Origin of the sequence: Mesorhizobium sp. B2-3-7 (genome assembly GCF_006442695.1) — a bacterium.
Lineage (GTDB): Bacteria > Pseudomonadota > Alphaproteobacteria > Rhizobiales > Rhizobiaceae > Mesorhizobium.
In genome coordinates, this window is record NZ_VFVV01000005.1 from 206,267 (window position 1) to 232,362 (window position 26,096).

Sequence of the window (26,096 nt, forward strand, 5' to 3'; positions counted from 1 at the left end):
TGGCAGCCGAGGTTGGTTGGAACATGTCGCCCCGAGTCGAACGTATTCACAGCGATGAGCGTCTCCCGGCCGAAGTCGACGTCGTCATCGTCGGCGGCGGCATCCTCGGCTCTACGGCCGCCTATTTCCTGGCGAAGCGTGGCCTCTCTGTGGCTCTGCTCGAGAAGGGCCACGTCGCCTGTGAACAATCGAGCCGAAACTGGGGTTGGTGCCGCCAGCAGAACCGCGATCGGCGCGAACTGGCGCTCTCGGTGATCTCCATGCGACTGTGGGACGAGCTGACGCGCGATATCAATCGCGACCTTGGATTTCGACGCTGCGGTCTCGTCTCTGCGACTCACGACGAGGCTGTGCTCGCCGGTTGGGAAAGGTGGCGCGAGGTCGCCAGGGAGTACGAGGTCGACACCCGCATGCTGAGCCGGGCGGAGGTGGCCGAGCGCGTCCCCGAAGCGCGCGACAAATGGGTCGGCGGGACCTATTCGGGCCGGGATGGCAAGGCCGAACCTGCGCTCGCCGCGCCGGCTATCGCCGAGGGGGCCAGAGCTCTGGGCGCCACCATCCACCAGGAATGCGCCGCGCGGGCGCTCGACTTGGCCAATGGCAAGATTGCGGGCGTACACACGGAGAAGGGCTACATCAGAACCAGCGCGGTGCTGTGCGCCGCTGGCGCCTGGTCCTCGCGCTTCCTTAGGCCGCTCGGGATCAGTTTCCCCCAAGCGAGCATCCGGCAGACCGCGCTGCGTTCCACCCCCACAATCAACATAGGCGAGGCGATCTCCACACCCTACTGCACGATCACGCGCCGACTGGACGGCAGCTATACGCTTGCGATCAGTGGCAAGGCGAACCTCGAAATCACGCCCCAGGCTATCCGGTATAGCCGCGAATTCATGCCGCAATTCTTGCGTCGCCTAAAGAACGTCAGGCTCGGCATCGGCCAATCGTTCCTTTCGGGGCCGGATTCTATGCCGGCGCTGCTGACCAGCGACGATCGGATCTTCGAACAGAATCGGGTGCTGGATCCTCCACCCTTAAAATGGCTGGTAAGCCAAGTGGTGGAGAGTGTCCGGAAGACCTTCCCCCAACTCGGCGATATAGAGATCGATAGTGCCTGGGGCGGCTTCGTCGATTGCACGCCGGACGCAGTGCCTGTGGTGTCGCAGGTGGACGGGGTAAAAGGCCTCGTCCTCGCGGCGGGCTGCTCGGGCCACGGCTTCGGTTTGGGCCCGGGGCTTGGTTATCTGGCCGCAGAGCTTGTCGTAAACGACACGCCTTGCGTCGATCCTACACCGCTCCGCCTGTCGCGTCTGGTCGACGGCTCGAAGCTGGACATCGCCGCTATCTGAAGATCAGCCGGAAGTCAGGCGTGACGCGCACCAACAATCGCCGCTATGGCCTGCAGGACAAGATCGCCTGGTGGCCGGCCCGACGCTGACGGCTGAGGGTGGCGGCCCATTGACCATGCAGCGCTGCGGCCCCGGCTGAACGAGCGCGCCGATAAGGAGGAGCATCACATGCACTACATCTCGACGCGCGGCCACCCCGAACGCAGGAAGTTTTGCGAGATACTGCTTGAAGGTCTGGCGCCGGATGGCGGGCTCTATGTGCCCGAGACGTACCCGCTCGTGGATGACGCCATGCTGGATCGGTGGCGGAGGCTGTCCTATCCGGACCTCGCCTTCGAGATCCTGTCGCTCTACATCGACGATATTCCGCCCGCCGATCTTAAGACCATCTGCGCGAAGACCTATACGCCCGAGGTTTTCGGGACCGCCAGGATCGCGCCGGTGCGCGCGCTTGAGACTTGTCTCCACGTTGCGGAACTGTCGAACGGCCCCACGCTGGCGTTCAAGGACATGGCGATGCAGTTGCTTGGCAATCTCCTAGGGTATGAACTGGCGCGGCGGGGTGAGGAACTGAACATCCTCGGGGCCACCAGTGGCGACACGGGCAGCGCGGCGGAATATGCCATGCGCGGCAAGAAGGGGGTGCGGGTCTTCATGATGTCGCCGCACGGACGCATGAGCACCTTTCAGCAAGCCCAGATGTTCAGCCTGCAGGACGAAAACATCCATAACATCGCCATCGAAGGGGTCTTTGACGATTGCCAGGACATCGTGAAAGCCGTGTCCAGCGATGGTGATTTCAAGAGGCGCCACCGGATAGGCGCCGTCAATTCGATCAACTGGGCCCGGCTGGTGGCTCAGGTCGTCTACTACTTCTCCGCCTACTTCCAGGTCACCGCGGGGAACACATCAGAGGTCGACTTCACTGTTCCTTCGGGGAACTTCGGAAACATCTGTGCTGGTCACGTTGCGCGCATGATGGGACTTCCCGTATCCCGTCTCGTCATTGCAACCAACGAGAACGACGTGCTCGATGAGTTTTTCCGCACCGGCGTCTATCGCGTGCGGGGCCGAGCGGACACGCATGAAACATCAAGCCCATCGATGGACATTTCCAAGGCCTCCAATCTCGAGCGTTTCGTCTTCGACCTGCTCGGTCGCGATGCGGGCCGGACGAAATCAATGTTCGACGACCAACTCAGGGAACGAGGATCGTTCGATCTCAGCGGCGATTCCGCCTTCGCTCAGGTGGCCGCTCGTTTTGGCTTCTGCAGCGGCAAGAGCACGCACGCCGACCGGTTGGAAACGATCCGTGACACTTGGCGCCGCTTCAACACGCTGGTCGACCCACACACAGCTGACGGCATCACGGTCGCACGCAGGCACTCCGTTCCGGAGATGCCGATGATCGTGCTCGAGACGGCCCTGCCGGTCAAATTTGCTGAGACCATCAGGGAGGCTTTGGGCCGCGAGCCAGATCGCCCAGAACGGTTCGATGGAATAGAAGATTTGCCGAGACGATTTAAAGTCCTTCCCGCCGATGCACAGACCGTAAAGACCCACGTCGCCGAAATCGTGCAGGGTGCGGCCTGCTGAAGAGCTGCTTCAGCAGTCGGAGACCGTTATTTTCGCCATGGCTGTATATACGGAGCTATCAGTCGACGAAGTCGCAGCGTTCTTTGGAGCGCTGGGTCTAGGCTGGCCGCGTTCTGTTCGCGGCATCACGACCGGAATTGAGAACACGAACTACTTCGTAGATACCGAAACCGGAGAGTATGTGCTCACCTTGTTTGAGCGCCTCACATTCGAACAATTGCCTTTCTACCTCCATTTCATAAAGCACCTTGCGACGCGGCGAATGCCGGTCCCGGATCCGGTTGCCAACGTCAAAGGCGAAATCCTTCATTCGCTGAAAGATCGACCTGCGGTGGTCGTCAACCGGCTCCCGGGCGAGAGCGTGACAGCGCCTTCTGCGGAGCACTGTCGCGCCATTGGGGCGATTTTGGCCCGATTGCACTTGGCCGGAAGTGACTACCCACGGCGACAAGCCAATCCGCGGGGGCTCGAATGGTGGAACGAGGTGGTGCCGGTGGTCGGCCAATACGTGTCCGATGGACAACGGTCGCTGCTCACCAGCGAACTGACCTTTCAAAACCAAATTGCTGTGTCTTCCACCTACGAACAACTCCCCAGCGGGCCGGTGCACGCCGATCTCTTTCGTGACAATGTGTTGTTTGCCGGCAGTCATCTGACCGGCGTCTTTGATTTCTACTTCGCCGGATGCGACGCCTTCCTTTTCGATATTGCCGTGTGCCTCAACGACTGGTGTGTCGATGACTGCACCGGCCGCCAAGACAGTGAGCGAGCAGCCGCTTTCTTAGGCGCTTATGAGTCCGTTCGAGTGCTTACTCCAGCCGAACGCATATTGCTTCCCGCGATGCAACGCGCTGGAGCATTTCGCTTTTGGCTATCGCGTCTGTGGGATCTGTACCAGCCTCGGGAGGCTGCAATCCTCAAAGCGCACGATCCAAGCCACTTCGAGCGCATGTTATGCGTGCACAGGGGAGAAATCGTATGAGCAAGGCTGCGAAGATCATCAGTGGAAGCGAAGACAGGATGGCATCGTCTCTCAACAACCACGTTCGCGAGCTGCTTTCGCAGATCGAGACGGAGGGCCTGTACAAACGCGAGCGCGTCATCACCTCGCCCCAGTCGTCCGAGATCGAGGTTGGCGGCCGCAAGCTGCTCAATTTCTGTGCCAACAACTATCTCGGCCTCGCCGACAGCGAAGAGCTGCGTGAGGCGGCGAAGGCGGCGCTCGACCAATACGGCTACGGCATGGCCTCGGTGCGCTTCATCTGCGGTACACAAGAGGAACACAAGCAGCTCGAGGCAAAGATATCGAGCTTCCTGGGCATGGAAGACGCGATCCTCTACGGTTCCTGCTTCGACGCCAATGGCGGCCTGTTCGAGACGCTGCTTTCCGAAGAGGATGCGATCATCTCCGACGCACTCAACCATGCCTCGATCATCGACGGCGTGCGGCTCTCCAAAGCGAAACGCTTCCGCTATGCCAACAACAACATGGAGAGCCTCGAGGAAGAACTGAAAAAGACTGAAGGCAGCCGCTTCAAGCTCATCGCCACCGACGGCGTCTTCTCGATGGACGGCATCATCGCGAATTTGGTGGGCGTCTGCGACCTCGCGGAAAAATATGATGCAATGGTGATGGTGGACGACAGCCACGCTGTCGGCTTCGTCGGTGAGCATGGCCGTGGCACGCTGGGCAAGGCGCTGGGGGGTGCCTCGGGTGGCTATACGGCGGCGAGCAGGCCGGTGGTTGACTGGCTGCGCCAGCGATCGCGGCCTTACCTCTTCTCCAACACACTGATGCCAGCGATCGCGGCAGCATCGCTCAAGGTGTTCGACATCATCGAGAGGGGCGACGGGCTGCGTGAAAGTCTCTACGAGAACGCGCAGCGCTTCCGCTCCGGCATGGAAAAGCTCGGCTTCACATTGGCCGGAGCTGACCACCCGATCATTCCGGTGATGATCGGCGATGCCGCGCTGGCTTCGCAGATGGCCGACATGCTGCTTGAGCGCGGCATCTATGTGATCGGCTTTTCCTTCCCGGTGGTGCCGAAAGGCCAAGCGCGGATCAGGACGCAGATGTCGGCCGCCCATTCGACAGCCGATATCGACCGGGCAATTGCAGCGTTCGGTGAGGTCGGCCTCGAACTCGGAGTGATTGGCTGATGTCCAACATGATGCGCGCACTCGTCAAAACTCGCGCCGAACCCGGTATCTGGATGGAAGAGGTGCCGGTGCCGGAGATCGGCCCCAACGACGTGCTGATCAAGATCAAGAAGACGGCGATCTGCGGCACAGACGTCCACATCTACAATTGGGATCAGTGGGCGCAGAAGACGGTGCCGGTGCCGATGGTCACCGGTCACGAATTTGTCGGCACGGTCGCCGATTTCGGTGCGGCGGTGACCGAATACAAGGTCGGCCAGCGTGTTTCCGGCGAAGGCCACATCGTCTGCGGCCATTGCCGCAATTGCCGCGCTGGGCGAGGGCATCTCTGCCGCAACACGCTCGGCGTCGGCGTCAACCGTCCCGGCGCCTTCGGTGAATATCTGGCGATACCGCAACACAATGTCGTGCCGATCCCCGACGATGTGCCCGACGAGATCGCCGCAATCTTCGATCCCCTGGGCAATGCCGTCCACACCGCTCTGTCCTTCGACCTTGTCGGCGAGGACGTTCTGGTCACCGGCGCGGGGCCGATCGGCATCATGGGCGCGCTCGTCGCCCAATGTGTGGGTGCGCGAAAGGTCGTCATCACCGACATCAACCCGGTGCGGCTGGCGCTGGCCAAAAAGCTCGGCGTCCAGCATGTCGTCGATGCGTCGAAGGAAAAGCTGCGCGATGTCATACCGGCGTTGGGCATGACCGAGGGTTTTGACGTCGGTCTCGAAATGTCAGGCGCAGCCCCCGCCTTCCGCGACATGATCGACGCCATGAACAATGGCGGCAAGATCGCCATTTTAGGCATCGCGCCGACCGGCTTCGAGATCGACTGGAACAAGGTCATCTTCAAGATGCTGCACTTGAAGGGCATCTATGGCCGTGAGATGTTCGAGACCTGGTACAAGATGATCGCTTTGGTACAGGGTCCGCTGGATGTGTCGGGTCTGATCACACACCGCATTGGGATCGACGATTTTCAGGTGGGGTTTGATGCGATGCGCAGCGGTAGTTCGGGTAAGGTGGTGATGGACTGGTAGGCGGCGGTCGGGACTAGCCTCGAGAGGCGCGATCTACGGCATGAACTTCCGGGGCAACGCGGTTTCCGATTCCTGAGGTGGATGATGATGTCGCTTTCCCACCCAGGGGCTGCCGTGTGTGGTTGGCGGTAGGCTGGCGGACTTGCGCTCATGCGGGGCCGCAGAGCTCCGCCGTTTGTTCCAGTGCAGCCGCACCATCGCGGCGGGGACTTGTCGCTGCGAAACTGATCAGCGGTGGGGCGTCTTGGCGCGGATCAGCGCGTCAGCCATGTAGAGGTCCTGGAGGGAGATACCGGAGCTGTCGAAGACAGTGATTTCGGTGTCGGAGAGGCGTCCGGACACACGCTTGGCAATGACGTCGCCGATTGGTGTTACTGCAAGCACGCCGGCGTCGATCTCGTCGCGCACGTGTTGGAACTCGCCGATCTGAACGGACTGGGAAAGCAGATCACAAAACAGATGTGCGTTGGGAAATAGTGCGCTCGGCAATTCGCGCTTGCCTGGAGCGTCCGACCCCATGCTGACGATATGGGTTCCGGGTCCCACCCAAGCGGCATCGAAAAGCGGTTCGCGTGAGGGTGTCGCCGTGACCACGATGTCGGCCGCACGCACGGCTTCTTCGGGCATGACAGCGCGCGCCTGCAGGCCCAATTCGCCGATCTGATCGACAAAAGCGTCGCGCCGCGGCGAAGGCGGGGCCACCACCAACACGCTTTCGATTGCGCGGATGCGTGCCAGCGCTCTCACTTCGAAGCCCGCCTGGTTGCCGGCGCCGAATATCGCCAGAACCTTGGCCTGCTTGCGCGCAAGAAGATCAGCTGCAACCGCGTCGGCTGCGGCCGTCCTGTAGGCGTTCACCTTTCCGGCCTCGATTACGGCGCGGAGCCGTCCTGTATTCTGATCAAGCAGCACGATGGTGGAGTTGTGGCGGGGAAGGCCACGTGCCGGGTTGCCCGACCAGAAGGAGCCGATTTTCACTCCGGTCAGGTCATCCGACGAGCCGGATTTGATAGAGAAGGTATTGCTCGCCTCCTGCGTGCGCCCGATGACAGCAGGGAAGACCCAGCTCTGCCCCGATGCTGCTGCCACGAGCGCCTCCCGCGCCGCCTCGAAGGCAAGTTCATGCGTGACAAGGGCGGCTGACTCGTCTTCGCTGATGTAGATCATCCGAAATTCCTTCTGAGCATCAAGTGCTCATCGCTGAGACGTGTCGCGGCTATGCCATCGTGGAGGCTGAGAACGCATCCGTTTGGATGGGTGCGGAGGACACGCCGAGCGAGGGTAATCACAAACGGGGACTCAAGCTGCCCGATATTCTTCGCCCGATTTGTGCAACTTTGCGTGCCGAGGAACTGCCGAAAACGAATGATCTCGCTTATTTGAAAGGGCAAAACAGCAGAGAAATCTGCTGTTGGAGCGCAATTCTAAGGTCCGACTTCAATTCGACAGTGATCAAGAGACGGCACCTCCCATGGCCCCCCAACTCGAGCGAGACATCGTCATCCCTAGCGAACTGATGAAATTGGAAACCCGTCATTTGCCGGGCGCGCTGAAGCTGTCGCAGGAGATGGGCTGGCCCTATCGCCTGGAGGATTGGGAATTCGCCGCCACTGTCGGCAGGGGGCTGGTTCTCGAGCAGGCAGGGCAGGTGATTGGCACCGCCATGTCGTGGATTTACGGCAAGGCTTTTGCCACCGTCGGCATGATCATCGTCACTGGCCCTGCGCAAGGCGGTGGCAACGGTTCGCGGCTGTTTGATGGATTGCTTGAGGCGGCGCAGGGTCGCAACGTGTTGCTCACGTCCACCGAAGAGGGGCTCGCGCTTTACAAGCGCCGCGGCTTCACTGCCTGGGGCACGGTGCTCCAGCACCAAGGCCTGCTGACCACTGCGGTGACGCGGGGGACCGGTGACGGTGTGCGTCAGGCGACGATCTCCGACCTCGCCGCGATCCAGGCGTTCGATGAACGGGCCACGGGCATGCCGCGACCATCGATGGTCGCGGCACTCGCCGATGTGGGCAAGGTCGTCGTAGTCGAACGCGACGGGCGGATTGCCGGCTACGCCATCAGCAGGAGGTTCGGCCGTGGCTATGTCATCGGCCCCTGTGCGGCCGAGAGTGACCAGGATGCGCGGCTTTTGATCTTGGCGCAGCTTTCTAAGCTTCATGATCAATTCGTTCGCATCGATATCTATGCCGAAGATGGATTGGGCGATTGGCTCGAGAGCCTCGGCCTTCAGCAGGTCAGCTCGGCGACCGCCATGGTCAAGGGGCAGCGGCCTGTCTCCGAGGGCTCAGCCCATATGTACGCGCTGGCAAACCAGTCGTTCACCTAGGAAACGAGATGATGAACAAGATGGCGGCAAACCTGGCAGCGAGCGAGACGACTGAGACGATCGACGCCTTGATTACCCCAGCGCTGCTTTTGGATCGCGGACGGCTCGAGCGCAACATTCAACGGCTGGCTGAGCGTGCCAAGAAGCTTGGCGTGGTGCTGCGCCCGCATATGAAGACGGCCAAAAGCATCGACGCCGCCCGATACGCTTTCCCTCGCGAGCCCGGTCCGATCACGGTCTCGACGATCGCCGAGGCGGAATATTTCGCGGACCACGGCTTTCGCGACATCACCTATGCGGTTGGCCTCTCGCCGGCTTCGGCAAGGCGCGCCATGGAGCTCTGTCGCCGTACCGGCGCTGATGTGAAGCTGTTGCTCGATACTGTGGAGCAGGCCGATGTCTTGGCCGACGCGCGCCAAACCACCGGCATGACGCCGTCGGTCTTCATCGAACTGGACTGCGATGACCATCGCGGCGGATTGAAGCCGGACGACCCGGGATTGCCCGACGTGGCCAGCAGGGTCGTCGCTGCCGGTGCCAAGCTCGTCGGGGTTCTCGCTCATGCAGGCGAATCCTATGGCTTGAACACGCCCGATGCGCTGGTCAGGGCAGCGGAGAACGAGCGTTCGGCCACCGCGCGCGCTGCTGAAATCCTGCGCGCCCATGGCCATGCCTGTCCGATCGTCAGCGTCGGCTCGACGCCAACCGCGCATTTCGCCCAGAATCTCGAGGGTGTCACGGAATTGCGCGCCGGGGTCTACATGTTCTTCGATCTCGTTCAGCACGGGGTTGGCGTCTGCAACCGCGACGACATCGCGATTTCCGTATTGGCCACGGTGATCGGCTCGAAGCCGGAAAAGGGATGGGTGCTGGTCGACGCCGGGTGGATGGCGCTTTCGCGCGATCGGGGCACCGCAAACCAGCAGATCGACCAGGGTTACGGCGTGGTCTGCGACGAAAAGGGGCGGGTGCTGGAAGATGTGATCGTGGTCCAGGCCAGTCAGGAACACGGTATCCTCGCCATTCGTGCCGGTTCTGGAAAGTCCATGCCCGACTTGCCGCTCGGCTCTCGGGTGCGGATCTTGCCCAACCACGCATGTGCGATGGCCGCCCAGCATGATTTCTATACCGTCGTTAACGGGGACAGCCCCAGGATTGAAGCGCGTTGGGAGCGGATGCGCGGCTGGTAGGCGCGCAACTATGCCTTGCATGCCGCCCCAGTCAAATCAGCATTGGTGGTCCAGAAAATGAAGTTTACCTCTTACGGGCTGGATATGTCGACGCTGATAGGCCGCACCTTGACTGATGTCATGGATGGGCGCCCCGACTTGAATCCCTGGAAGGATTTCGACTGGCAGGCGATCCCCGGCTATTTCGGGCGCCCCCGGTTCCTGCCGATTCTGGGTGCCTACTACCGCATAAAGGATCTTGTCGCGTGATGACGCCCCTCGAACATCTGTCGCGCAGCGGCCACCTGGACAAGTTCTTCATCGACGGTCAATGGGTCGAGCCGAGCGGCACCGCCAAGGGCGTCGTGGTGAACCCCTCTACCGAAGAAGTTGTCGCTCGGTTTCCGCTCGGAAACAGCCTTGACGTGGATGTGGCCGTTGCTGCGGCCCGCCATGCATTCGCCGCCTGGAGCCGGACCACGCCGGAATACCGTGCCGGTCTGCTCGATCGCCTCCAGGCGCTGCTCGAGGCGCGCGGTGAACTCCTGGCTCAATGCCTCACCCTCGAAATGGGTGCGGCGATCGGCTATGCACGAAGCGCGCAGGTGCCGCTGGCGATCGCGCATATCAAGGTCGCTCGCGATGTGCTGACAGCCTTTCCGTTCGTCAAGCAGCGGGGGCAAACTGCCGTCACCCACGAACCGATCGGTGTCTGCGCCTTGATCACTCCGTGGAACTGGCCACTTTACCAGATCACCGCCAAGGTTTCGCCGGCGCTCGCGGCAGGCTGCACGGTCGTGTTGAAGCCGAGCGAGCTTTCTCCCCTGGACGCCCTGCTGTTCGCCGAAGCGATCGAGGAAGCCGGCTTTCCTGCCGGGGTGTTCAATCTGATTCAAGGTGATGGTGCATGCGTGGGTGCTGGTCTCGCATCCCATCCGGCTGTCGATATGATCTCGATTACCGGGTCCACCCGGGCGGGCATCGCGGTGGCCCAGGCGGCAGCGCCGACGGTCAAGCGTGTGGCGCAGGAACTCGGCGGCAAGTCCCCGAACGTGATCCTGCCGGACGCCGATCTCGACCGCGCCGTTTCCCTGGGCATAGCCGCCGCCTTCCGCAATCTCGGCCAGTCATGCAGCGCCCCGACGCGCATGATCGTGCCACGCGAGCGGCTGTCCGAGATCGAGGCAATCGCCAAGAGAGTCGCGGCCCAGATCGTCGTCGGCGATCCTCTTTCGGAGGCCACCACTCACGGTGCGATCGCCAATCGTGCCCAATTCGATCGCATTCAAACCATGATCGACGTCGGCATATCGGAAGGCGCCAGGCTCATCATCGGCGGACCGGGTCGTGCACACGATCTGAACGTCGGCCTCTATGTGAAGCCGACGATCTTTTCGGACGTGCGCACCCACATGCGCATTGCCCAGGAAGAAGTTTTTGGGCCAGTCCTCTGCATCATCCCCTATGATACAGTCGAGGAGGCCGTCACCATCGCCAACGACACGGTGTACGGCTTGGGGGCCCATGTGCAGGGTGAGGACTTGGAGGTCGTCAGGGACGTCGGGTCGTGCATTCGTTCCGGTCAGGTTCACCTCAACTACCCGGCCTGGGATCCGCATGCCCCGTTTGGCGGTTTCAAGCAATCTGGAAACGGACGCGAATATGGGATCGAGGGTATGTTGGAGTATCTCGAGATCAAATCCATCCTCGGCTACTTCTAGGTGGCATCCTAGCCGTGGCGCTGAGGCCGCGGCGGCGCCATCTAGAGAAGGCCCACGAGTGTTCCATGTTAACCCAGACGAGATGACTGTTTTGCACCGCAAGTTGGTCATTGAACTTACCATGTCCGCCGTCCAGAAGCGGACATCCGAGCGGCTAGCCGCAATGGCACCTTCCCGCCCAACAGCGGCGACCCACCTCTTGATGGTGCACCCGCTTCTATTGGTTACAAGCATCGGAGCGGGCGGGACAGACTGCTACGCGCGTTAGCCGAGCTGCGAGCCTCGAACTCGATGCGGGCTTATTTGGCGAAACGGCTTCGGAATTCGGTAGTGGTGTTGCTGTGAGGGAAGGTTTCGGCCGGGATCGGCACGCTGAGAAAGGCGCACAGGTTCGGCCAGCCTTCGGCCACCTGATAGACCAGCAGGCGCGACGGCGGGAAAGCCGAGACCACTTCGGCGTTGTGGGCTGCGAGCACTTCGATAGCATGGGTTTCGTCGTCGAGCCGACCGCCGAAAATTTTCGTCTCTATGACGACGCGGCCAAAACTTTGCGGGTCGGAGGTCTCGCCCATGGTGTTGAAGATCGTGGCGCGTGCGCTCCTGTACCAGTCCTCGGGGTTGCGAACGGTGAGGATTAGCTTGGCGTCGGGGAAATACTCGGCGAGTTCGCGCCAGAAATAGGCCGTCGGCCAGTCGACTGCCGACTTGTAACCGAGATAGACGAGGTCCCAATCCACCGGCTCGCCGCGCCCGGCCGCGCGGATCAGGTCGCGGTGCTCGGGGTTAGAGTTGACGTCCTCCATGTGATGGCACGGCCCAAACCCGAGCATTTCAAGCGCCAAGTTCAGAGTGTGCGTGCCGGTGCGGCCGAACCCACCCCCGATAACAGACAATGCCATGCGATCCTCCTGTGGCGGGAGCGGATCATAGATTGCAAAGGTTGAGAAGGGAGGATGGTCTTTGCGCTCACCCTGAGAGACCGTGTCGAGCGATGCTCCGACCTCGCTCTGCCCGAAGGCTACATAGCGGGCCGGCCAGTTACAGCGTCGATAGCGATCCGAGCCGCAGGAGCTACGCGGCAGCTTTCGTTTCGAGCATCATAGCCCGACAAGGTGAAGGTCGGCAGTCGGCCCCAATCGAGACGCTCCTTGCTCGTCGAAGAACGTCGTTAATGGTGCTATCGCGACTTTCCAATGAGAGACTGAATACCGTCACGATCCTTCTTCGCGTGATAGGGCGAGTGAGGCGTTCGTCCGAAATGCAGCGTTGTAGGTGGGACAAGAACATCGAAAAACATTGGAGCAGATTTGAATGGTTTGCTGTCCCACTATTTCCTAACTGCTTGATTTAGCTTCTTTTCCATACATCCTCCGGGCCCACCATGACCATTGATTTTGCGTCGAAAAAATGCCCTAGTTGGACCGGTGACGGTACTTTTCGGGACGACTTGGGTGCGCAATCGAACGCCGCAAAGTGCAGAAAACGCCCGATTGGTCTCGATAGTTGGTGAAACCTCAAAATATTTTTTGCGGCGATTTTCCCTTTAAAATCAAAAGCGTAACTTTTTGACGGACCATGCGTCGGCTTTCGAGGGCAGCAAGAAGGAAAAAGCCCAGCTAGATCAATGACCTAGCTGGGCTAGAAACAATCGAGTGGGAATGATTCAGGCCCACTCAAACGCCGCCGAAAATACGCCAATCCGCGACTTAAGTACGTCGGAGCAATGAGGCTCGTGACGGTGTTTTTTGCCTAAGGCATAGAGGAAAAAGGAATTTCCTGCCACGAGCCTCCAAATTGTACTGACGGTACTTTTCAGGACGCAGTAGGGTTGTTGACGGATGCCGCCCTTAAGGCGCTGGAACCACAGAATATCTACAAGATTGCTGGCCGAGATGGCCTATATGTCCGGGTCATGCCCGGTGGGGCGATCTCATTTCGGCTTGATTACAGGCGCCGCCTGAACGACGCCAAGAGTTTTGGCGAGTAGCCTAGGTCATCCCGAACGCGGCAGATCCGCTATCGACCGGGTGTTCTCGCGCCTCCTGTCTGGCGTGGATATCGGCTCCGCCGGGGCCGAAAGCGTGCCGCGCCAAGCACGCGCACTCAGGCCTCTAGTGGTCGAAACGCTTCATCCATCCGAACGAATCGGTGACGGGGCGATATTCGGCGCCGAATGCACCATCATAGCCGGCGTCCGCGATTGCGCGCAGGAGCCAGCCATAGTCCACCTCGCCGTGATCGGGCTCGCTACGATCCGGTACGGCGGCGAATTGGATATGGCCGATCTTGTCGGAAAATTGCCTTACCGAGTTAAGCAAATCGCCTTGAATGATCTGCATGTGATAGCAGTCGAACATTACCTTTACCGCACCGTCTGTCGCATCGATCACACGCAATGCGGTGGAAAGGTCGGAGAGGAAATAGCCCGGCGCATCGCGCGGGTTCAGGGGCTCGATCAATATGCCGATGTTGTGCCGTGCCGCCGCCTTCGAAGCGTACCGCAAATTGCCGGTGAACGTCGCGAAGGCTTCGTCACCGATTGCCTTTCCTGCCATCACATGGATGTTGCGACAGCCTGTTACGGCTGCCCATTCAATCGCCTGGTCGATCGCCGCGCGCGCTTCCGTTTCACGGCCCGGCAGCGCGGAGAGGCCGAAATCGCCCGCCCCGACATCCCCCCGGGCCGTGTTGATGCCAAGCAGCGGAAGACCGGTTTCGGCGAGCAGCGCCGCGACCACCGATGCGTCGGTATCGTACGGCCAATGCATCTCGACCGCCGCGAAACCGCGCCGCTTGGCCGCGCGGATCGCATCCGGAAGCGCTAGGTTACGAAAGAGAAATCCCAGATTGGCCGAAAGTTGCATCAGTCGTCCCACTCCACGTCAAAGTGTTCCACCAACTCGCGAATTTGCGGAGCCGCGAGGATCTTGGGCCGCAAGCCCTGGGTGAGAAGCGTGAGCTTGGCCGTTTCCTCAAGTTCCTCCATCGCGTAGGCGGCGGCTTCGAGATCCTTGCCGGCGACGACGGGTCCGTGGTGGGCCAGCAATACGGCCGACCGTTTCCCGGCGAGTCCGCGCACGGCGTCTCCCATCGCCGGGTCGCCGGGCCGGATGTAGGGCAGCAGTTTCACCTTTCCCAGCCGCATGATCGAATAGGCCGTCAGCGGCTTGAAGACGCTGTCGGGATCGATGTCGGGCAGAAGCGAAACCGCGACGGAATGGGTCGAATGAAGATGGACGACCGCTCCGGTGCGCGCGCCGCGTGTCTCGTAGAACGCCTGATGCAGCGGCATCTCCTTCGTCGGCTTGTCGCCGTCCAGGAACCGTCCCTCGGCGTCGAAGAGCGACAGGCGGGCGGGGTCGAGCGCGCCAAAGGACGATCCTGTCGGCGTGACGAGCAGCCGACCGTCGCCGAGGCGGGCGGAGATGTTCCCCGAGCTTCCCGCAGTGAGGCCCCGCGCGAACATGGACGCAGCGATGCTGCACATCTGATCCCTGAGTCTTGTTTCATCGCTCATCGTAGAACGCCTCCCGTAAGGACGTCGGCTGCCTTTTCGAAGAACCCGGCCGAACCGAAATTGCCCGATTTAAGGGCGAGCACCATATCCGGGTCACGGGCCTTCAACGCCGGAACACCGGGGTCGATCTCGGGTCCGATCTCGAATGACGAAATGTTGAGCGCCGATACGACGGCCCCCGATGTCTCGCCGCCCGCCGTAACCAGCCGGCGTACGCCACGCGCCGAAAGCTGACGCGCCAGTTCGCCGAAAAAACCTTCAACCGCCGTCGCGACGCGCTCCTTCCCGTAGCGGTTCTGTGCGGCGGCGACGGCTTCGGGCTCGGCCGACGAGAACACCAGTGGCAAGCCGTGGTGCTGGCGGTCGATCGCCCACTCGGCATATTCAACAGGATTGGCCGTGCCGTCCACGACTGCATCCACCTCCACAACGCGCGTCGGATGGCTTTTCCGGTGCTCGGCAATCTGGCGCCGGCTCATGGTCGAGCACGAACCGCAAAGCGCGGCCGCCGGCCCCTGTATTCCCATCCAATGCGTGGCCGCCGTGCCGATCAACCCGGCCCGACGAAAGTTGGCCGGAAGTCCAAGGGCGATTCCCGAACCGCCGCTGAGCAGGATATCCGCTTCGGCAGCCTCGCCAATGGCGACAAGATCCTTGTCCAGAATGGCATCGACCACGACGTAGCGAGAGCCGCTGGCAGATGCCGCCTTCAGAGCATCCCTGATCGGGCCGCTTCCTTCCGCCACGACGCTGTAGGGGACATGACCGATCGCGCGCCTGGTCTGTCGTGCGAGCCAACGTCTCAGATCGGGATCCGTCATCGGCGTAAGCGGATGCTTCTCCATGCCGGATTCGCTCAACAGCCGATCGTTGACGAAAAGATGCCCCTGGTAGATCGACCGGCCGGTTGCGGGAAACGCCGGACAGACGATCGCGCGTGCCGCTCCCAACGCGTCGCCAAGAGCGTCCAGCACGGGACCGATATTGCCTTCGGGCGTCGAGTCGAATGTCGAGCAGTACTTGAACAGATATTGGCGGCAGCCTTGGCGTCGAAGCCACTCCAACGCCGCGAGCGACTGCTTCACCGCCTCCGAGGCGGATATCGTTCTGGTCTTCAGGGCAACGACGCCCGCGTCGACCGAGCGGTCGGAGGCGGTGTTGGGAACGCCGTTGTACTGGACCGTGCGCATGCCCCCCTTGGCAAGCGTGTTGGCCAGGTCGGAAGACCCGGTGAAATCATCGCCTATGCAGCCCAGAAGCATCGGAATTTCCCAGTTTCAACTTTCACGGAACTTTGGCGACCATGCCCTAACGGTTAAGGGATGGTCTTCGGGGCGTCGTCCGCCAGGTAAACCGCGATCAGTTCGTCGACCGTGCTTTCGGCCACAAAGCCCAGACTGGTGGCCAGCCTGGGCGTGAAGGATTTCGGCCACCCGGCAATAATGGCCTCGATCGCCTCGTCCGGCGTGCGGTCTATCAACGCCTCGGCTTCGGCCCCTGCCACGCGGCGGAGCGCGGCAATCTGGTCGGAGACCGTGGCCGCGACACCCGGCATGTTCAGCGTGCGCCGGGCGCCCAGCGCGGATGTATCGAGCATCGCGGCATGGATGAGGAAGGCTACCGCCGAGCGCGGGCTCGCCAGCCAATGCTTGACGGTCTCCTTCACCGGCAGCACGGAGCGCTGCCCGGCGAGTGGCTCGCGCAGGATGCCGGAGAAGAAGCCCGAGGCTGCCGCGTTGGGAGTGCCGGGCCGAATGACGATCGTCGGCAGGCGTATCCCGACGCCGTCGAGGAAGCCGCGGCGCGAGTAGTCGGCCAGCAACAGCTCGGATATCGCCTTCTGGGTGCCGTAGCTGGTCAGCGGGGCAAGGATGTAGTCGTCGGGAATAGGGTCGGGCAGAGGCGCGCCATAGACAGCAACCGAGGAGGTGAACACCAGCCTGGGGATATATTTCCGCCGGGTTCCTTCCAGCCGGATCGCCTCGAAAAGAGCGCGCGTGCCGTCCATATTGATGCGATAGCCCTTCTCGAAATCGCGTTCCGCTTCGCCGGACACGATGGCCGCGAGATGGAAGATCACATCCGCGCGGCGCGCGGCCAGATCCTGCGCTGCGCCGGGAGCGGAAATATCGGCGGCAATGGCTTCGACAAAACCTATGTCACCGGTTGGCACCGGCGGCTTCGTCACGTCCGCCAGCGTCATCCGGTCGATCTTTCGATCTCCAAGCGATGCTGTCCGCGAAAGCTCGGCCGCGAGTTTGCGGCCGATCATTCCACCAGCGCCAATGATGAGTATATGCATGGATGCTCCGTTCTCTTCCGGGACTGGTTTGTGATGCCGCTTCAGACCGGCCTGAGCGCGCGCACGACTGCGTAGGCTTCGAGCGACAGGGTTTGCGTTCCGTCATGCGTCAGCCGATCGAGCAGATCCGGTTGGCGCGATGCCGCGACGAAAGATGAGGCGTCAAGAATTGCAGCGCGCGCGAAGCCTTCGGGGAGGCGCACCTCCAGCGCGTTGGGCGAGGGGTTGCATAACCACAGCTCGGTGCCTTTTTCGGTAACCGCCGCGATTCCTCGCACTGCGCCAGGGACCGACGATCGCAGCGGACGGAGCGGGCAGCCTTTGAGCTTCGCCAGGCCTCGCACGATGTGCCAGACAGGATAGAGCTCGCCCTTGCCTTCGAACCAGGGCTGCGGAAATGACGTCGGCACGGAGAGGACGCCGAACGGGCCGACCGCGGCGCCGAGCGCGATGGCCGCCGCGCCGCCTTCCGCGAAGGCGGCGAAGTAGCCGAGGTTCCAGGCCGCTCCCATGACGCCCCGCTGGCGCGGATCATTGAAATTGACCGCCTGCCGGATGTTGGCGGGATTGGCGACCGGCGCTTCACCATAGGGATTGTCGCGCAACCCGATTGCGGACGGCCCAACGGAATATGGGCGGCCCTTGGCGATCGCCGGCACGGTCCTGGCAATATGCGGCAGGCATTCGAGCGTCTCCATCAAGGAGCGGTCGTCACCAGCGTGGAAGATCGCCGCCGTCGTGAATGTCACGAGGTCTATCGCCTCGGCCGGGGGACGTTTGCGGTTGAGCTCGGTGAAGAAGCTGAACATGCCTCCGCCGATGCGAGATCCGGGGAAGGCCGCGCGCGCGGCCGTATAGAGCTTCGCCGCATCCGGCGCTGGCGGCCAGATGCTGCCGGGCAGCGTGCATTTAAGATCGGGTGCGGGCGACACCAGAACCGTCGTGAAGCGATGATCGAGCCTCGCGGCCACCTTGCCCAGGGAGTCGATTTCCGCCGCGGCGCCAGCATCGTCGGCATGCTCGACCACTGCTTCGAGCCAGGGTTGGGCGCCCATTGCGATGGCGATCTCGACCTGCCTCGCCAGCGTTTCGGCATCATGGCCGAGCCGCGGATCGTAATGGCAGATGACATGGGCGACGCCGAGCTGGGCAAGCGTCTCGACATGCCGCAATGCGGCCGAAGCGTCATCGGGATGCAATCCGACGCCGAGAGGTGGAATCGCGTCCGCCGCCTCGCCGAGCGTCAGGGCGGCGATGCCTCCCGCCTGACGCGACGGACCCTTGGGAGAGCCCTTGACGGTCAGGGTGATCTTCTGTTCGACGACCTCGCCGGGCTCGATCCTGTATGGCCAGGGCAGAGCGAGGGGACGAACATAGGTCTTGTAGGAGGCGTCGGTCCAGTTCCGCTGGTCCTCCATCTCGAACGCGTCGCCCTCCATAAGGCAGCTGACCTCCAGCCCGCCGGGAGTACGGTGCGAGATTTCACGCAGATCCATCATCGGCTGCACCGGATCGATCTCCACAGGAAACCGTGTCTCGACCCTCTCGCCGCTTGTGTGCGTGATCGTGGCGGCCGCGCCGCTTATGCCCTCTATGGGATGCAGGACGACAAAGCCGGTCCGGTTCGTGAGAAGCCCGGTCGGCGTGGTTCCGCGAGCCGAATAGGTCAGAACGCCTGCCGCGGTACCAGCGATGCCCACGTCATAGCCGAAGGTCTCGCCTTTGCTGGCAACGCTTGCGCGATAGGCCACACGAAAGCGATCGTCGTCCTTTTCGACGACCAGGTCGGTGATCTTCGGAATGAGCGTCGCCCAGTCCTTGTCGCGGACCACGAACGAGATTGCGCGGATCACCTCTTCGCCATGCATGCGGCAGTCGCGCAGGTTCGCGCCGTCGAAAAGCACGCTGAGGGGCCCGGCGCTCAGTAGCCGCTCCTCTGCCGGTAGTTCTTCGGTGCCGTAGAGGCGGACGGCGCGGGAAGGATCGGACTGTGTCATAGGATTCTCCCGGTCTCAAACGCGGCGCGATTTCCAGGTGATGAGGCGCTCGGCCAGCAAGGCGAGGATGATGATGGCGCCGATGGCGGTCCCCTGCCAGAACGGCGAGACGCCGAGCAGGTTGAGGCCATTGCGGATCATCACCATGATCAGAACCCCCATCAGCGTGCCGAATATCGTGCCTCGTCCGCCGTAGAGGCTCGCGCCACCGATGACCACGGCCGCGATGGCGTCGAGTTCAAGCTGGTTCCCCCCGATCGGGTCAGCCGACATGATCTGCGCCAGCGAAAAGGTCATCGCCGTCGCCGAAAGGGCACCGGACGCCACGTAGGGAAAGATCGAGTAGAAGAGGGTGTTGAGGCCGGCCGCCCGGGCGGCTTCGATGTTCGAGCCGACCGCGTAGATGGTTCGCCCGCCCTTGGAATATGTCAGCCACGCCCAGGTGGCGAGGTAGAGCGCGATGAGGAAGATGACGTTGGCGGGGATGCCCAGCAGGTTCGTGTAGACGATATTCTGCAGCCCCATGGGCAGTCCCGAAATCGAGCGCTGTCCCGACACGATGTAGGCGAGACTGCGCCCCATCGCCATGACCCCGAGCGTCACCACGAAGGGCGCCAGGCCGAACACTGCGATGAGAACGCCGGAGAAAAGCCCGATCAGGGCGCCGCAACCTATGGCGAGCGCGATCGCCACCGGAATGGGGAATTCCTTCAGGAGTAGGGCGAGGATGATGCCGGTCACGCCCGCGACCGACCCGACGGAAAGGTCGATGCCGCCAGTCAGGATCACCAGGGTCATGCCGACGGCAACTATGCCAAGCACCACCGATTGGTCGAGTATGTTGAACATGTTCCGCTCGGTGAAGAAGTGCGGCGAGATGAACGACAGGATCACCGCAAGCACCATGGCGAGGCAGAGCATCCGGAACTCAAGCGTGCTGGCGAATCTGGGCATCGCAAAGGATCGTGTGGGCGCGTTCATGCGTCGATCTTTTCGTCTTGAGGTGTATCGAACAGGCCGGCGATCCGGGCCGACAGGGCCCCGGCGTCCGGCAGCCTGGAGCCGGCCGGCAGGCTGAGCCCGATCCATCCCAGATCGTGCCCTCGGCGATTGGACAGTGGTGCAAGCAAGGTAGAGCGGCCGTCATTCTCGGTCACGATGCCGGGTTGACGCCTTCCAAGCGCGAGGGGGATTGCCGTCTCCTGCGCAAGATAGACATGCCCGGCCGCGAGTCCCATCGTTGCACCCGGCGTGCCCTCGGCGAGGGCGAGGCAGACGAACCGGTCGTCGTCGATCAATCCCCAAAATGCCGTGCCGCCATGGCTGGCGACAAGATCGCGCAGGAATGCCGTGTTGCGCTCGGCTGAGCTTCGGGGCGCGGCGAGCAGCGTCAGGCTCTCTTCGCTCAGTCGCGAGGCGGGCAGGTCGGCGATGGTATAGCCGTCACTCACCACGACGACCCGCTCGCAGATCCCCAGTAATTCCTGGAAATCCGAGGAGATCACGACTACGGCTATCCCCCTTTCGGCCACCTCGCGCAGCAGCTCGTAGATTGCCTGGCGTGTCCCTATGTCGACGCCTTTCGTAGGCTCGTCGAGGATGAGCACTTCGGGCTCGATCAGCAGCCAGCGCGCGATAATGATCTTCTGCTGCATGCCGCCGGAGAAGTGCAGAAGGTTTGCATCCATGCGGTCGGTCGGAAGGTCGAGACGCGAAATCAGCTCGCTGGCCTGCTTGCGGCGCGCCGAATGGCCTCGCCCGAAACCCCTGTGCTTGCCCATCTGGGCGAGGAAGAGATTTTCGCCGACCGTCATGTCGGGCACGATGTTCTGGGCCCGCCGGTCCTCGGCGACCATTCCGAGACCGGCGCGGATTGCCGCGATAGGGCTGTTGGGGGCAATCTCCTTGCCGCCGACAAGGACGCGCCCGCGGCTGCGGTGGCGCAGTCCGAATATCGCTTCGGCGCTCTCCGAGCGTCCAGCTCCGACAAGCCCGCCGAGGCCGAGAATTTCACCCCTGCGCACCGTGAACGAGACGTCACGCACGAAAGGCGGGGCTTTGAGCCCAATTACCTCCAGAGCCACCGGCTGCTCGTTAGTGGTCACTCGCGAGACGGCCTTTCGATACACATTTCCGATGTCGCGTCCCACCATGTGGCGGATGACGTCGGCCTGCGTGAGCCCCGCCGTAGGCACGCTTTCGGCCACGGTCTTGCCCTCGCGCAGGATTGTGACGCGATCGGTGACTGCGAAGACCTCCTCGAGCCGATGCGACACGAAGGCGAGTGCCTTCCCGCTGTTTTTCAGCCGTCCCATGATCTCGAACAGCCGGTCAACCTCGATCGGCGAGAGGGAGGCCGTCGGCTCGTCGAAGATGACAAGATCGGCGTTGAGGGCCAACGCCTTGGCTATTTCGACGAGTTGGCGTTGCGCTGCCGAGAGCCGGCGCACCTCGATGTCGAGTGGCAGTACGTGGTGGTGGCCAAGTTCCGACAGGATGGTCTGCGCCCTGTGTCGCAACTGGCTGAAAGACAGACGGCCCGGCATCGCGTAGCTGGGTAGGAAGATATTCTCCAGCACGCTCATGTCGGGCGCCAGACTGGTTTCCTGTGCCACGAGGGCAATGCCGGAACGCAGCGCGTCGCGCGCGGATCCGACGGTCAAGGGAGCACCCTTGAAGAGTATCTCGCCCGATGAAGGCGGCAGGTGTCCGCAAACGATCCGTGACAGCGTCGATTTTCCCGCGCCGTTCGCGCCCAGCAATCCGCAGATCTCGTACCGGCAGAGCGCTATCGACGCGTTGCTGAGCGCGTAGGCGTTCCCAAACAGGCGGGTGACGCCACGAGCCACGAGAAGCGGCTCGGGAATCTTGCTGCTGTCTACCATCCGAGGACACACTCCAAGTGGTACGAATAAAGCGTCCGGGGGAGGGTGCCCCCGGACGGCCTATGTCGGCCAGGCCCCGATTACATCTCGTTGGCGAAGACCGTTTCCTTGATGGTTGGAAGCTCCTGCTCGATGTTCTTGCTGGTCACGATCTTGATCGGCACGAGGATTTTCTTTTCGGGAGTCTTGCCGCCGAGATGGTCGACCATCGCGCGTCCCGATTCCTGGCCCATCAGATACGGCTGCTGCATGCCCGAAACGACCAGTTCGCCCGACTGCAGCAACGGCACGAATTCCGGCACGCCGTCGAAACCGGCAACCAGCACGTCGCCGGTGAGGCGGGCCGCCTTGATTGCCTGCAAGGCGCCCAGCGTCGGGCCGTCGGTCTGGACGAAGAGGCCCTTCATGTCCGGATTCGCGGTCGTCATATCCTGCGTGAACTTGAAGGTTTCGTCCGCGGTGTAGGTCTGCATCTGCTGCAGCCCGGCTTCCTTGGTGATGCCAGCCTCTGTCATCGCGTCCTTGAAGCCCTTGGTGCGGGCCTGGCCGTTGAGGCGGGCCTGGCTGATGCCGACAATGCCCACGCTGCCGTCCTGCTTGCCGGCGGCCTTCATTGCCTCGGCCAGCGCTTTGCCGACGCCGTTCGCGCCCTGATAATTGTCAGAGATGATGAAGGACACATAGTCGCCGCTGTCCGTGCCGATGTCGGCGATGACCACGGGAATGTTCGCCTGCTTGGCGAGATCGAGCACGGCCGGCGCGGTTGAACTGTCTGTCGGAGAGATGATAATCCCGGCGACGCCGCGGGCGATCGCGTCCTTGGCATTTTTAAGCTGGGTCTGGGCATTGTTGCCCGAATCCAGCGCCTGATAGGTGTAGCCTCCCTTGGTTGCGACATTCTCGATGCCCTTGGAGAGGTATCGCCAGAAGGCAAGATCAAGGCCTGGAGTCAGATAGACCAACTCCTTGGATTCGGCGAGAGCGGCGGTCGCCGTCCCGGCAATGCCGGTCAGCGCGACAACGCCCGCGAGGGCTGCGGTGGCAAAAAGGCGTCTTGTCAGCATGGGAACTCCTCCTGTTGTGCTGCATGGTTGCCCGGCAATCCGCCCCTATTCTTATCCCTTTCGAGCGGATTGCGTTAAAAGCTGCTTGGTCGTGGTGTAGATGCGTGTTTCGTGGATCGCGAAGGCCCTTGCGGCCGCCTCGGAATCGCGCGCCTCAAGTCCCGCAAGAATGGCACGGTGATCGGCGATGCTCGTTGCGATGCTTGAAGGCTGGGCGACTGCTCGCCGCCGATGGTCGAGAAGGTAGGAATAGAGATCGGCGGCGATATCCGCCAGCGCGGCATTGCCGCCCGCCCGATAGATGGCCGTGTGAAATTCGCGATCGCAAATGAGGAAGCGAACGGGATCGTCGATCGCCGCTTCCTGCGCCTCGATCGACTTTTGCAGGGTCTCGAGCGTCGCGGCTTCAACCCGGACGGCCGCGGCCCGCGCCACCTGATCTTCGATCAGCAACCGCGCCTCATGCACGTCGTCAAGACTGTATCTGGAAATGTCGCGATAGCGGGCCGATTGAACCGCGAGTTCCCCGACTTCCGTCGAGGCCACCACTGTCCGCGTGCCCTGGGCGACGGAAAGGATGCCCTTTGTGGAAAGGATCAGGATCGCGCCGCGCACCGTCTCGCGGCTTACCGACAAAGCGCCCGCAAGTTCACGCTCGCTTGGCAACGGGTCCCCCACGTCAAGAATGCCGGTCGCAATGAATGTCGCGATCTTCTGGACGACGAAGTCCTTCATCGAATGCTTCGGCACGCCGCCAAGCGCACTCCCGTCGTCGGTCAGAATCGCTCGTAAGTCCATCCGTCCTTACATCCGAAGAGGTCTAGTGGTCCGGTATATGTACCAGTAGGCCTGCTTCAGCTGTGCGTCAATAGCGAGACGCGGCCGTCAAATCTCGGCTGACAAGAGATATTGCTTTGGGAGCGGTGAGAACGTTCTCAGCCCGCATACTCTCCGGCACAGCTTCGCCACTCACCTGCTTGAGCAGGATGTCGACATCAGCGTCATCCAGGTGCTGCTCGGGCACAGCAAGCTCGAACGACAGCGCTCACCGGCGGAGCGGGAGTCTTCCTTCCATCGATTTCGGGCTGCTCTTGTTCTAACCCTAATAGGGCCAATTTCCGGATAAATCGATATGAACGCCCGATACTCGTGATGGATAGGAGTGGCGGGACCATGCTAGCCACGAGGCAGACAGACCGCAGGCCTGTCGTGCTTCACTCCAGCTTAAGCGCTTCGGCTCATATCGAAGGTCGCTGCCGGATGGCGTGAGGGTTATCCGAAAGGGAGAGTTTCGATGTCTGGACACGGGTATGAGGGTGGGCGGCTCGATCTCCCCTTCGTTGGGCTTAGCACCTTCGGTAAACGGCCGATCTGCCTTGATTGGGACAAGATCGACGCGGATGTCGCCGTGCTGGGTGTGCCCTTCGACATGGGGACCCAGTACCGCTCCGGTGCACGTTTCGGCCCCCGCGCCATCCGCGAGGCCTCGACGCTGTTTTCCTTCGGTCATGCCGGCGCTTACGACCATGAGGACGACCAGATCTATCTGCCGCTCGACAAGGTGCGGATCGTCGATATAGGCGACGCGGATATCGTGCATACCGATACCGTGGCCAGCCACGCGAATACGGAAATGGCGGTCCGCAAGATTCTTGAACGCGGAGCGCTGCCCGTCGTTCTGGGCGGCGACCATGCCATCAACATTCCCTGCGTCAGGGCGTTCAGCGAACATGGCCCCATTCACATCGTGCAGATCGATGCGCATCTCGACTTTGTCGACGTGCGTCATGGCGTGCGCGAAGGACACGGCAATCCGATGCGCCGCGCGGCCGAACAGTCGCATGTCAGCGGTCTCAGCCAGATCGGCATCCGCAACGTCTCTTCGACCGCCCGCGACGGTTACGAGGATGCGCGCCAACGCGGCTCGACGATCCTTTCCGTCCGCCAGGCGCGCAAGCTCGGGGTCGAAGGTGTTCTGGCGACCATTCCGGAAGGCGTACGCTACTATGTGACGATCGACATCGACGGTTTCGATCCGTCGATTGCGCCGGGCACTGGCACGCCTAGCCATGGCGGCTTCCTGTATTATGAAGTAATGGAAATGCTCCGGGGCCTTGTGAAGCGCGGCGACGTCGTCGGCATCGACCTCGTCGAGGTGGCCCCGGCCTACGACCCTTCGGGCATCACCGGCTTTCTCGCAGCACAGGTACTCCTGAACTTTCTCGGCTATATCTTCGTCGAACACGAAGCGCGCGGACGCTGAACGAAAGGAATTCAACGATGCCAACAAACGCAAGTAACGGTCAGGTTCACGTCATTCCTGCCCGCCAGGGCGTGGCGACGCGCGTTGCCCAAGGCCAGGTGATCACCGTCATCAACACCCACGGCACCCAGGTGGTGGACACCTGGGCCTTCTGCGCCGACGATATCGCGGAATTCATGTCGATGGAGCACAGTCGTGGAGCCATGCTCAAGGTGAACCCGCAGAACGGCGACACGCTGTGCAGCAACAGGCGGCGTCCGATGCTGACTCTGATACAGGACACGTCGGGTGGCGTGCACGATACGCTGATCGCCGCCTGCGACCGCTATCGCTACCAGCAGTTGGGCCATGTCGGGCACCATGACAACTGCACCGACAATCTGGCGACGGCCCTCGGCGCGGTCGGGCTGACGCCACCCGAAACCCCTTCGCCGCTCAACCTGTTCATGAACATTCCCGTCGGCGAAGACGGTTCGGTCACCTTCGAGGCACCGGTGGCGGGACCGGGCTCCTATGTGTCGATGTGCGCGGAAATGGATTTGATCGTCGCGTTCTCAGCCTGCCCGCAGGACCTCATTCCGGTAAACGGTCAAGGCTGCGTTCCAACCGAAGCGCATTATCGGATCGACGCCAAGGCGCCGCGCCTTTAAAGCGCAGCCCTGCATCCAGACCATTGATCCCGAAAGGCGGCTCTCGCTTTTCGGGAT

Annotated in this window: 22 protein-coding genes and 2 pseudogenes; 13 read left to right on the forward strand and 11 right to left on the reverse strand. The window is 62.0% G+C overall.

The genetic code is table 11. The features are described 5' to 3' along the window. Positions 1-23: 23 nt before the first annotated feature. From FJ940_RS12320 to tdh, 5 genes are all read left to right on the forward strand, one after another. Positions 24-1,346: an FAD-binding oxidoreductase gene (locus FJ940_RS12320; protein ID WP_140656699.1), complete on the forward strand. Its 1,323-nt coding sequence runs from the start codon at positions 24-26 to the stop codon at positions 1,344-1,346. A 168-nt stretch (positions 1,347-1,514) separates the two neighbouring features. Beyond that, positions 1,515-2,942, forward strand: coding sequence for a threonine synthase (gene thrC / locus FJ940_RS12325; protein WP_140656700.1), 1,428 nt, complete (start codon positions 1,515-1,517; stop codon positions 2,940-2,942). A gap of 37 nt (positions 2,943-2,979) precedes the next feature. Next, the gene (locus FJ940_RS12330; protein WP_140656702.1) at positions 2,980-3,924 is read left to right on the forward strand and encodes a homoserine kinase; all 945 of its coding nucleotides are present in this window, start codon (positions 2,980-2,982) and stop codon (positions 3,922-3,924) included. Between the two features lie 38 nt (positions 3,925-3,962). Further along, complete coding sequence (locus FJ940_RS12335) at positions 3,963-5,102, forward strand: glycine C-acetyltransferase (RefSeq protein WP_140656762.1); 1,140 nt, start codon at positions 3,963-3,965, stop codon at positions 5,100-5,102. Continuing rightward, positions 5,102-6,136, forward strand: coding sequence for an L-threonine 3-dehydrogenase (gene tdh, locus FJ940_RS12340; RefSeq protein WP_140656703.1), 1,035 nt, complete (start codon positions 5,102-5,104; stop codon positions 6,134-6,136). Before FJ940_RS12335 ends, tdh begins: the two co-directional genes overlap by 1 nt. 228 nt (positions 6,137-6,364) lie before the next feature. On the opposite strand, the gene FJ940_RS12345 is transcribed toward tdh, so the two are convergent. Continuing rightward, complete coding sequence (locus tag FJ940_RS12345; protein WP_127368277.1) at positions 6,365-7,303, reverse strand: ornithine cyclodeaminase family protein; 939 nt, start codon at positions 7,301-7,303, stop codon at positions 6,365-6,367. Between the two features lie 304 nt (positions 7,304-7,607). On the opposite strand from FJ940_RS12345, the gene FJ940_RS12350 reads away from it, so the two are divergent. The 4 genes from FJ940_RS12350 to FJ940_RS12365 are packed head-to-tail and all read left to right on the forward strand — an operon-like array spanning position 7,608 to position 11,361. Then, a complete protein-coding gene (locus FJ940_RS12350; RefSeq protein ID WP_140656763.1) occupies positions 7,608-8,471 on the forward strand; it encodes a GNAT family N-acetyltransferase in 864 nt (287 codons plus the stop codon). Between the two features lie 11 nt (positions 8,472-8,482). Continuing rightward, the gene (locus tag FJ940_RS12355; protein WP_140656764.1) at positions 8,483-9,661 is read left to right on the forward strand and encodes an alanine racemase; all 1,179 of its coding nucleotides are present in this window, start codon (positions 8,483-8,485) and stop codon (positions 9,659-9,661) included. A gap of 57 nt (positions 9,662-9,718) precedes the next feature. Further along, positions 9,719-9,910, forward strand: coding sequence for a hypothetical protein (locus FJ940_RS12360; protein WP_246671013.1), 192 nt, complete (start codon positions 9,719-9,721; stop codon positions 9,908-9,910). Beyond that, positions 9,907-11,361: an aldehyde dehydrogenase family protein gene (locus tag FJ940_RS12365; protein ID WP_140656704.1), complete on the forward strand. Its 1,455-nt coding sequence runs from the start codon at positions 9,907-9,909 to the stop codon at positions 11,359-11,361. The genes FJ940_RS12360 and FJ940_RS12365 overlap by 4 nt, the downstream gene beginning before the upstream one ends. 299 nt (positions 11,362-11,660) lie before the next feature. Here the strand turns inward: FJ940_RS12365 and FJ940_RS12370 are convergent, their stop codons facing one another. Then, positions 11,661-12,260, reverse strand: coding sequence for a sulfotransferase family protein (locus FJ940_RS12370; RefSeq protein ID WP_140656705.1), 600 nt, complete (start codon positions 12,258-12,260; stop codon positions 11,661-11,663). A gap of 929 nt (positions 12,261-13,189) precedes the next feature. Between FJ940_RS12370 and FJ940_RS12375 the strand changes: the two are divergent. Next, positions 13,190-13,335 (forward strand): annotated as a pseudogene (locus FJ940_RS12375) (Arm DNA-binding domain-containing protein); the annotation flags it as partial. A gap of 137 nt (positions 13,336-13,472) precedes the next feature. Here the strand turns inward: FJ940_RS12375 and FJ940_RS12380 are convergent. From FJ940_RS12380 to FJ940_RS12420, 9 genes are all read right to left on the reverse strand, one after another. Next, complete coding sequence (locus FJ940_RS12380) at positions 13,473-14,225, reverse strand: TIM barrel protein (RefSeq protein ID WP_140656706.1); 753 nt, start codon at positions 14,223-14,225, stop codon at positions 13,473-13,475. Further along, positions 14,225-14,878, reverse strand: a complete 654-nt coding sequence (otnC, locus tag FJ940_RS12385) for a 3-oxo-tetronate 4-phosphate decarboxylase (protein WP_140566510.1) — start codon at positions 14,876-14,878, stop codon at positions 14,225-14,227. The genes FJ940_RS12380 and otnC overlap by 1 nt, the downstream gene beginning before the upstream one ends. Continuing rightward, positions 14,875-16,140 carry a 3-oxo-tetronate kinase gene (otnK, locus tag FJ940_RS12390; protein ID WP_140566513.1) on the reverse strand — a complete coding sequence of 422 codons (1,266 nt, stop codon included), beginning with the start codon at positions 16,138-16,140 and terminating at the stop codon, positions 14,875-14,877. The genes otnC and otnK overlap by 4 nt, the downstream gene beginning before the upstream one ends. 53 nt (positions 16,141-16,193) lie before the next feature. After that, entirely contained in the window at positions 16,194-17,180 is a 987-nt protein-coding gene (gene denD / locus FJ940_RS12395; RefSeq protein WP_140560426.1) for a D-erythronate dehydrogenase, read from the reverse strand. Positions 17,181-17,221: 41 nt separating this feature from the next. Beyond that, complete coding sequence (locus FJ940_RS12400) at positions 17,222-19,177, reverse strand: hypothetical protein (RefSeq protein WP_140566515.1); 1,956 nt, start codon at positions 19,175-19,177, stop codon at positions 17,222-17,224. A 15-nt stretch (positions 19,178-19,192) separates the two neighbouring features. Further along, the gene (locus FJ940_RS12405) at positions 19,193-20,131 is read right to left on the reverse strand and encodes an ABC transporter permease (protein WP_224619126.1); all 939 of its coding nucleotides are present in this window, start codon (positions 20,129-20,131) and stop codon (positions 19,193-19,195) included. Positions 20,132-20,154: 23 nt separating this feature from the next. Beyond that, positions 20,155-22,062, reverse strand: coding sequence for a sugar ABC transporter ATP-binding protein (locus tag FJ940_RS12410; protein ID WP_140656708.1), 1,908 nt, complete (start codon positions 22,060-22,062; stop codon positions 20,155-20,157). Between the two features lie 80 nt (positions 22,063-22,142). Next, the gene (locus FJ940_RS12415; RefSeq protein WP_140498327.1) at positions 22,143-23,126 is read right to left on the reverse strand and encodes a substrate-binding domain-containing protein; all 984 of its coding nucleotides are present in this window, start codon (positions 23,124-23,126) and stop codon (positions 22,143-22,145) included. 51 nt (positions 23,127-23,177) lie between these two features. Beyond that, positions 23,178-23,924: an FCD domain-containing protein gene (locus FJ940_RS12420; protein WP_140649849.1), complete on the reverse strand. Its 747-nt coding sequence runs from the start codon at positions 23,922-23,924 to the stop codon at positions 23,178-23,180. A gap of 97 nt (positions 23,925-24,021) precedes the next feature. On the opposite strand from FJ940_RS12420, the pseudogene FJ940_RS28765 reads away from it, so the two are divergent. The 3 genes and pseudogenes from FJ940_RS28765 to FJ940_RS12435 all read left to right on the forward strand — a co-directional run. Beyond that, positions 24,022-24,159 (forward strand): annotated as a pseudogene (locus FJ940_RS28765) (tyrosine-type recombinase/integrase); the annotation flags it as partial. A 261-nt stretch (positions 24,160-24,420) separates the two neighbouring features. Continuing rightward, on the forward strand, positions 24,421-25,389 hold the full coding sequence (gene speB, locus FJ940_RS12430) for an agmatinase (protein WP_140515080.1): 969 nt from the start codon (positions 24,421-24,423) through the stop codon (positions 25,387-25,389). Positions 25,390-25,406: 17 nt separating this feature from the next. Further along, positions 25,407-26,039 (forward strand): urea carboxylase-associated family protein, encoded by a 633-nt coding sequence (locus FJ940_RS12435; protein WP_140656709.1) that lies wholly within the window; start codon positions 25,407-25,409, stop codon positions 26,037-26,039. Positions 26,040-26,096: the final 57 nt, after the last annotated feature.

Excerpts from the sequence above, each read along its gene's own strand:
- FJ940_RS12320 (WP_140656699.1), top strand. The coding sequence starts at position 24 with ATGTCGCCCCGAGTCGAACGTATTCACAGCGATGAGCGTCTCCCGGCC.
- thrC (WP_140656700.1), top strand. The coding sequence starts at position 1,515 with ATGCACTACATCTCGACGCGCGGCCACCCCGAACGCAGGAAGTTTTGC.
- FJ940_RS12330 (WP_140656702.1), top strand. The coding sequence starts at position 2,980 with ATGGCTGTATATACGGAGCTATCAGTCGACGAAGTCGCAGCGTTCTTT.
- FJ940_RS12335 (WP_140656762.1), top strand. The coding sequence starts at position 3,963 with ATGGCATCGTCTCTCAACAACCACGTTCGCGAGCTGCTTTCGCAGATC.
- tdh (WP_140656703.1), top strand. The coding sequence starts at position 5,102 with ATGTCCAACATGATGCGCGCACTCGTCAAAACTCGCGCCGAACCCGGT.
- FJ940_RS12345 (WP_127368277.1), bottom strand. The coding sequence starts at position 7,303 with ATGATCTACATCAGCGAAGACGAGTCAGCCGCCCTTGTCACGCATGAA.
- FJ940_RS12350 (WP_140656763.1), top strand. The coding sequence starts at position 7,608 with ATGGCCCCCCAACTCGAGCGAGACATCGTCATCCCTAGCGAACTGATG.
- FJ940_RS12355 (WP_140656764.1), top strand. The coding sequence starts at position 8,483 with ATGAACAAGATGGCGGCAAACCTGGCAGCGAGCGAGACGACTGAGACG.
- FJ940_RS12360 (WP_246671013.1), top strand. The coding sequence starts at position 9,719 with ATGAAGTTTACCTCTTACGGGCTGGATATGTCGACGCTGATAGGCCGC.
- FJ940_RS12370 (WP_140656705.1), bottom strand. The coding sequence starts at position 12,260 with ATGGCATTGTCTGTTATCGGGGGTGGGTTCGGCCGCACCGGCACGCAC.
- FJ940_RS12380 (WP_140656706.1), bottom strand. The coding sequence starts at position 14,225 with ATGCAACTTTCGGCCAATCTGGGATTTCTCTTTCGTAACCTAGCGCTT.
- otnC (WP_140566510.1), bottom strand. The coding sequence starts at position 14,878 with ATGAGCGATGAAACAAGACTCAGGGATCAGATGTGCAGCATCGCTGCG.
- otnK (WP_140566513.1), bottom strand. The coding sequence starts at position 16,140 with ATGCTTCTGGGCTGCATAGGCGATGATTTCACCGGGTCTTCCGACCTG.
- denD (WP_140560426.1), bottom strand. The coding sequence starts at position 17,180 with ATGCATATACTCATCATTGGCGCTGGTGGAATGATCGGCCGCAAACTC.
- FJ940_RS12400 (WP_140566515.1), bottom strand. The coding sequence starts at position 19,177 with ATGACACAGTCCGATCCTTCCCGCGCCGTCCGCCTCTACGGCACCGAA.
- FJ940_RS12405 (WP_224619126.1), bottom strand. The coding sequence starts at position 20,131 with ATGCCCAGATTCGCCAGCACGCTTGAGTTCCGGATGCTCTGCCTCGCC.
- FJ940_RS12410 (WP_140656708.1), bottom strand. The coding sequence starts at position 22,062 with ATGGTAGACAGCAGCAAGATTCCCGAGCCGCTTCTCGTGGCTCGTGGC.
- FJ940_RS12415 (WP_140498327.1), bottom strand. The coding sequence starts at position 23,126 with ATGCTGACAAGACGCCTTTTTGCCACCGCAGCCCTCGCGGGCGTTGTC.
- FJ940_RS12420 (WP_140649849.1), bottom strand. The coding sequence starts at position 23,924 with ATGGACTTACGAGCGATTCTGACCGACGACGGGAGTGCGCTTGGCGGC.
- speB (WP_140515080.1), top strand. The coding sequence starts at position 24,421 with ATGTCTGGACACGGGTATGAGGGTGGGCGGCTCGATCTCCCCTTCGTT.
- FJ940_RS12435 (WP_140656709.1), top strand. The coding sequence starts at position 25,407 with ATGCCAACAAACGCAAGTAACGGTCAGGTTCACGTCATTCCTGCCCGC.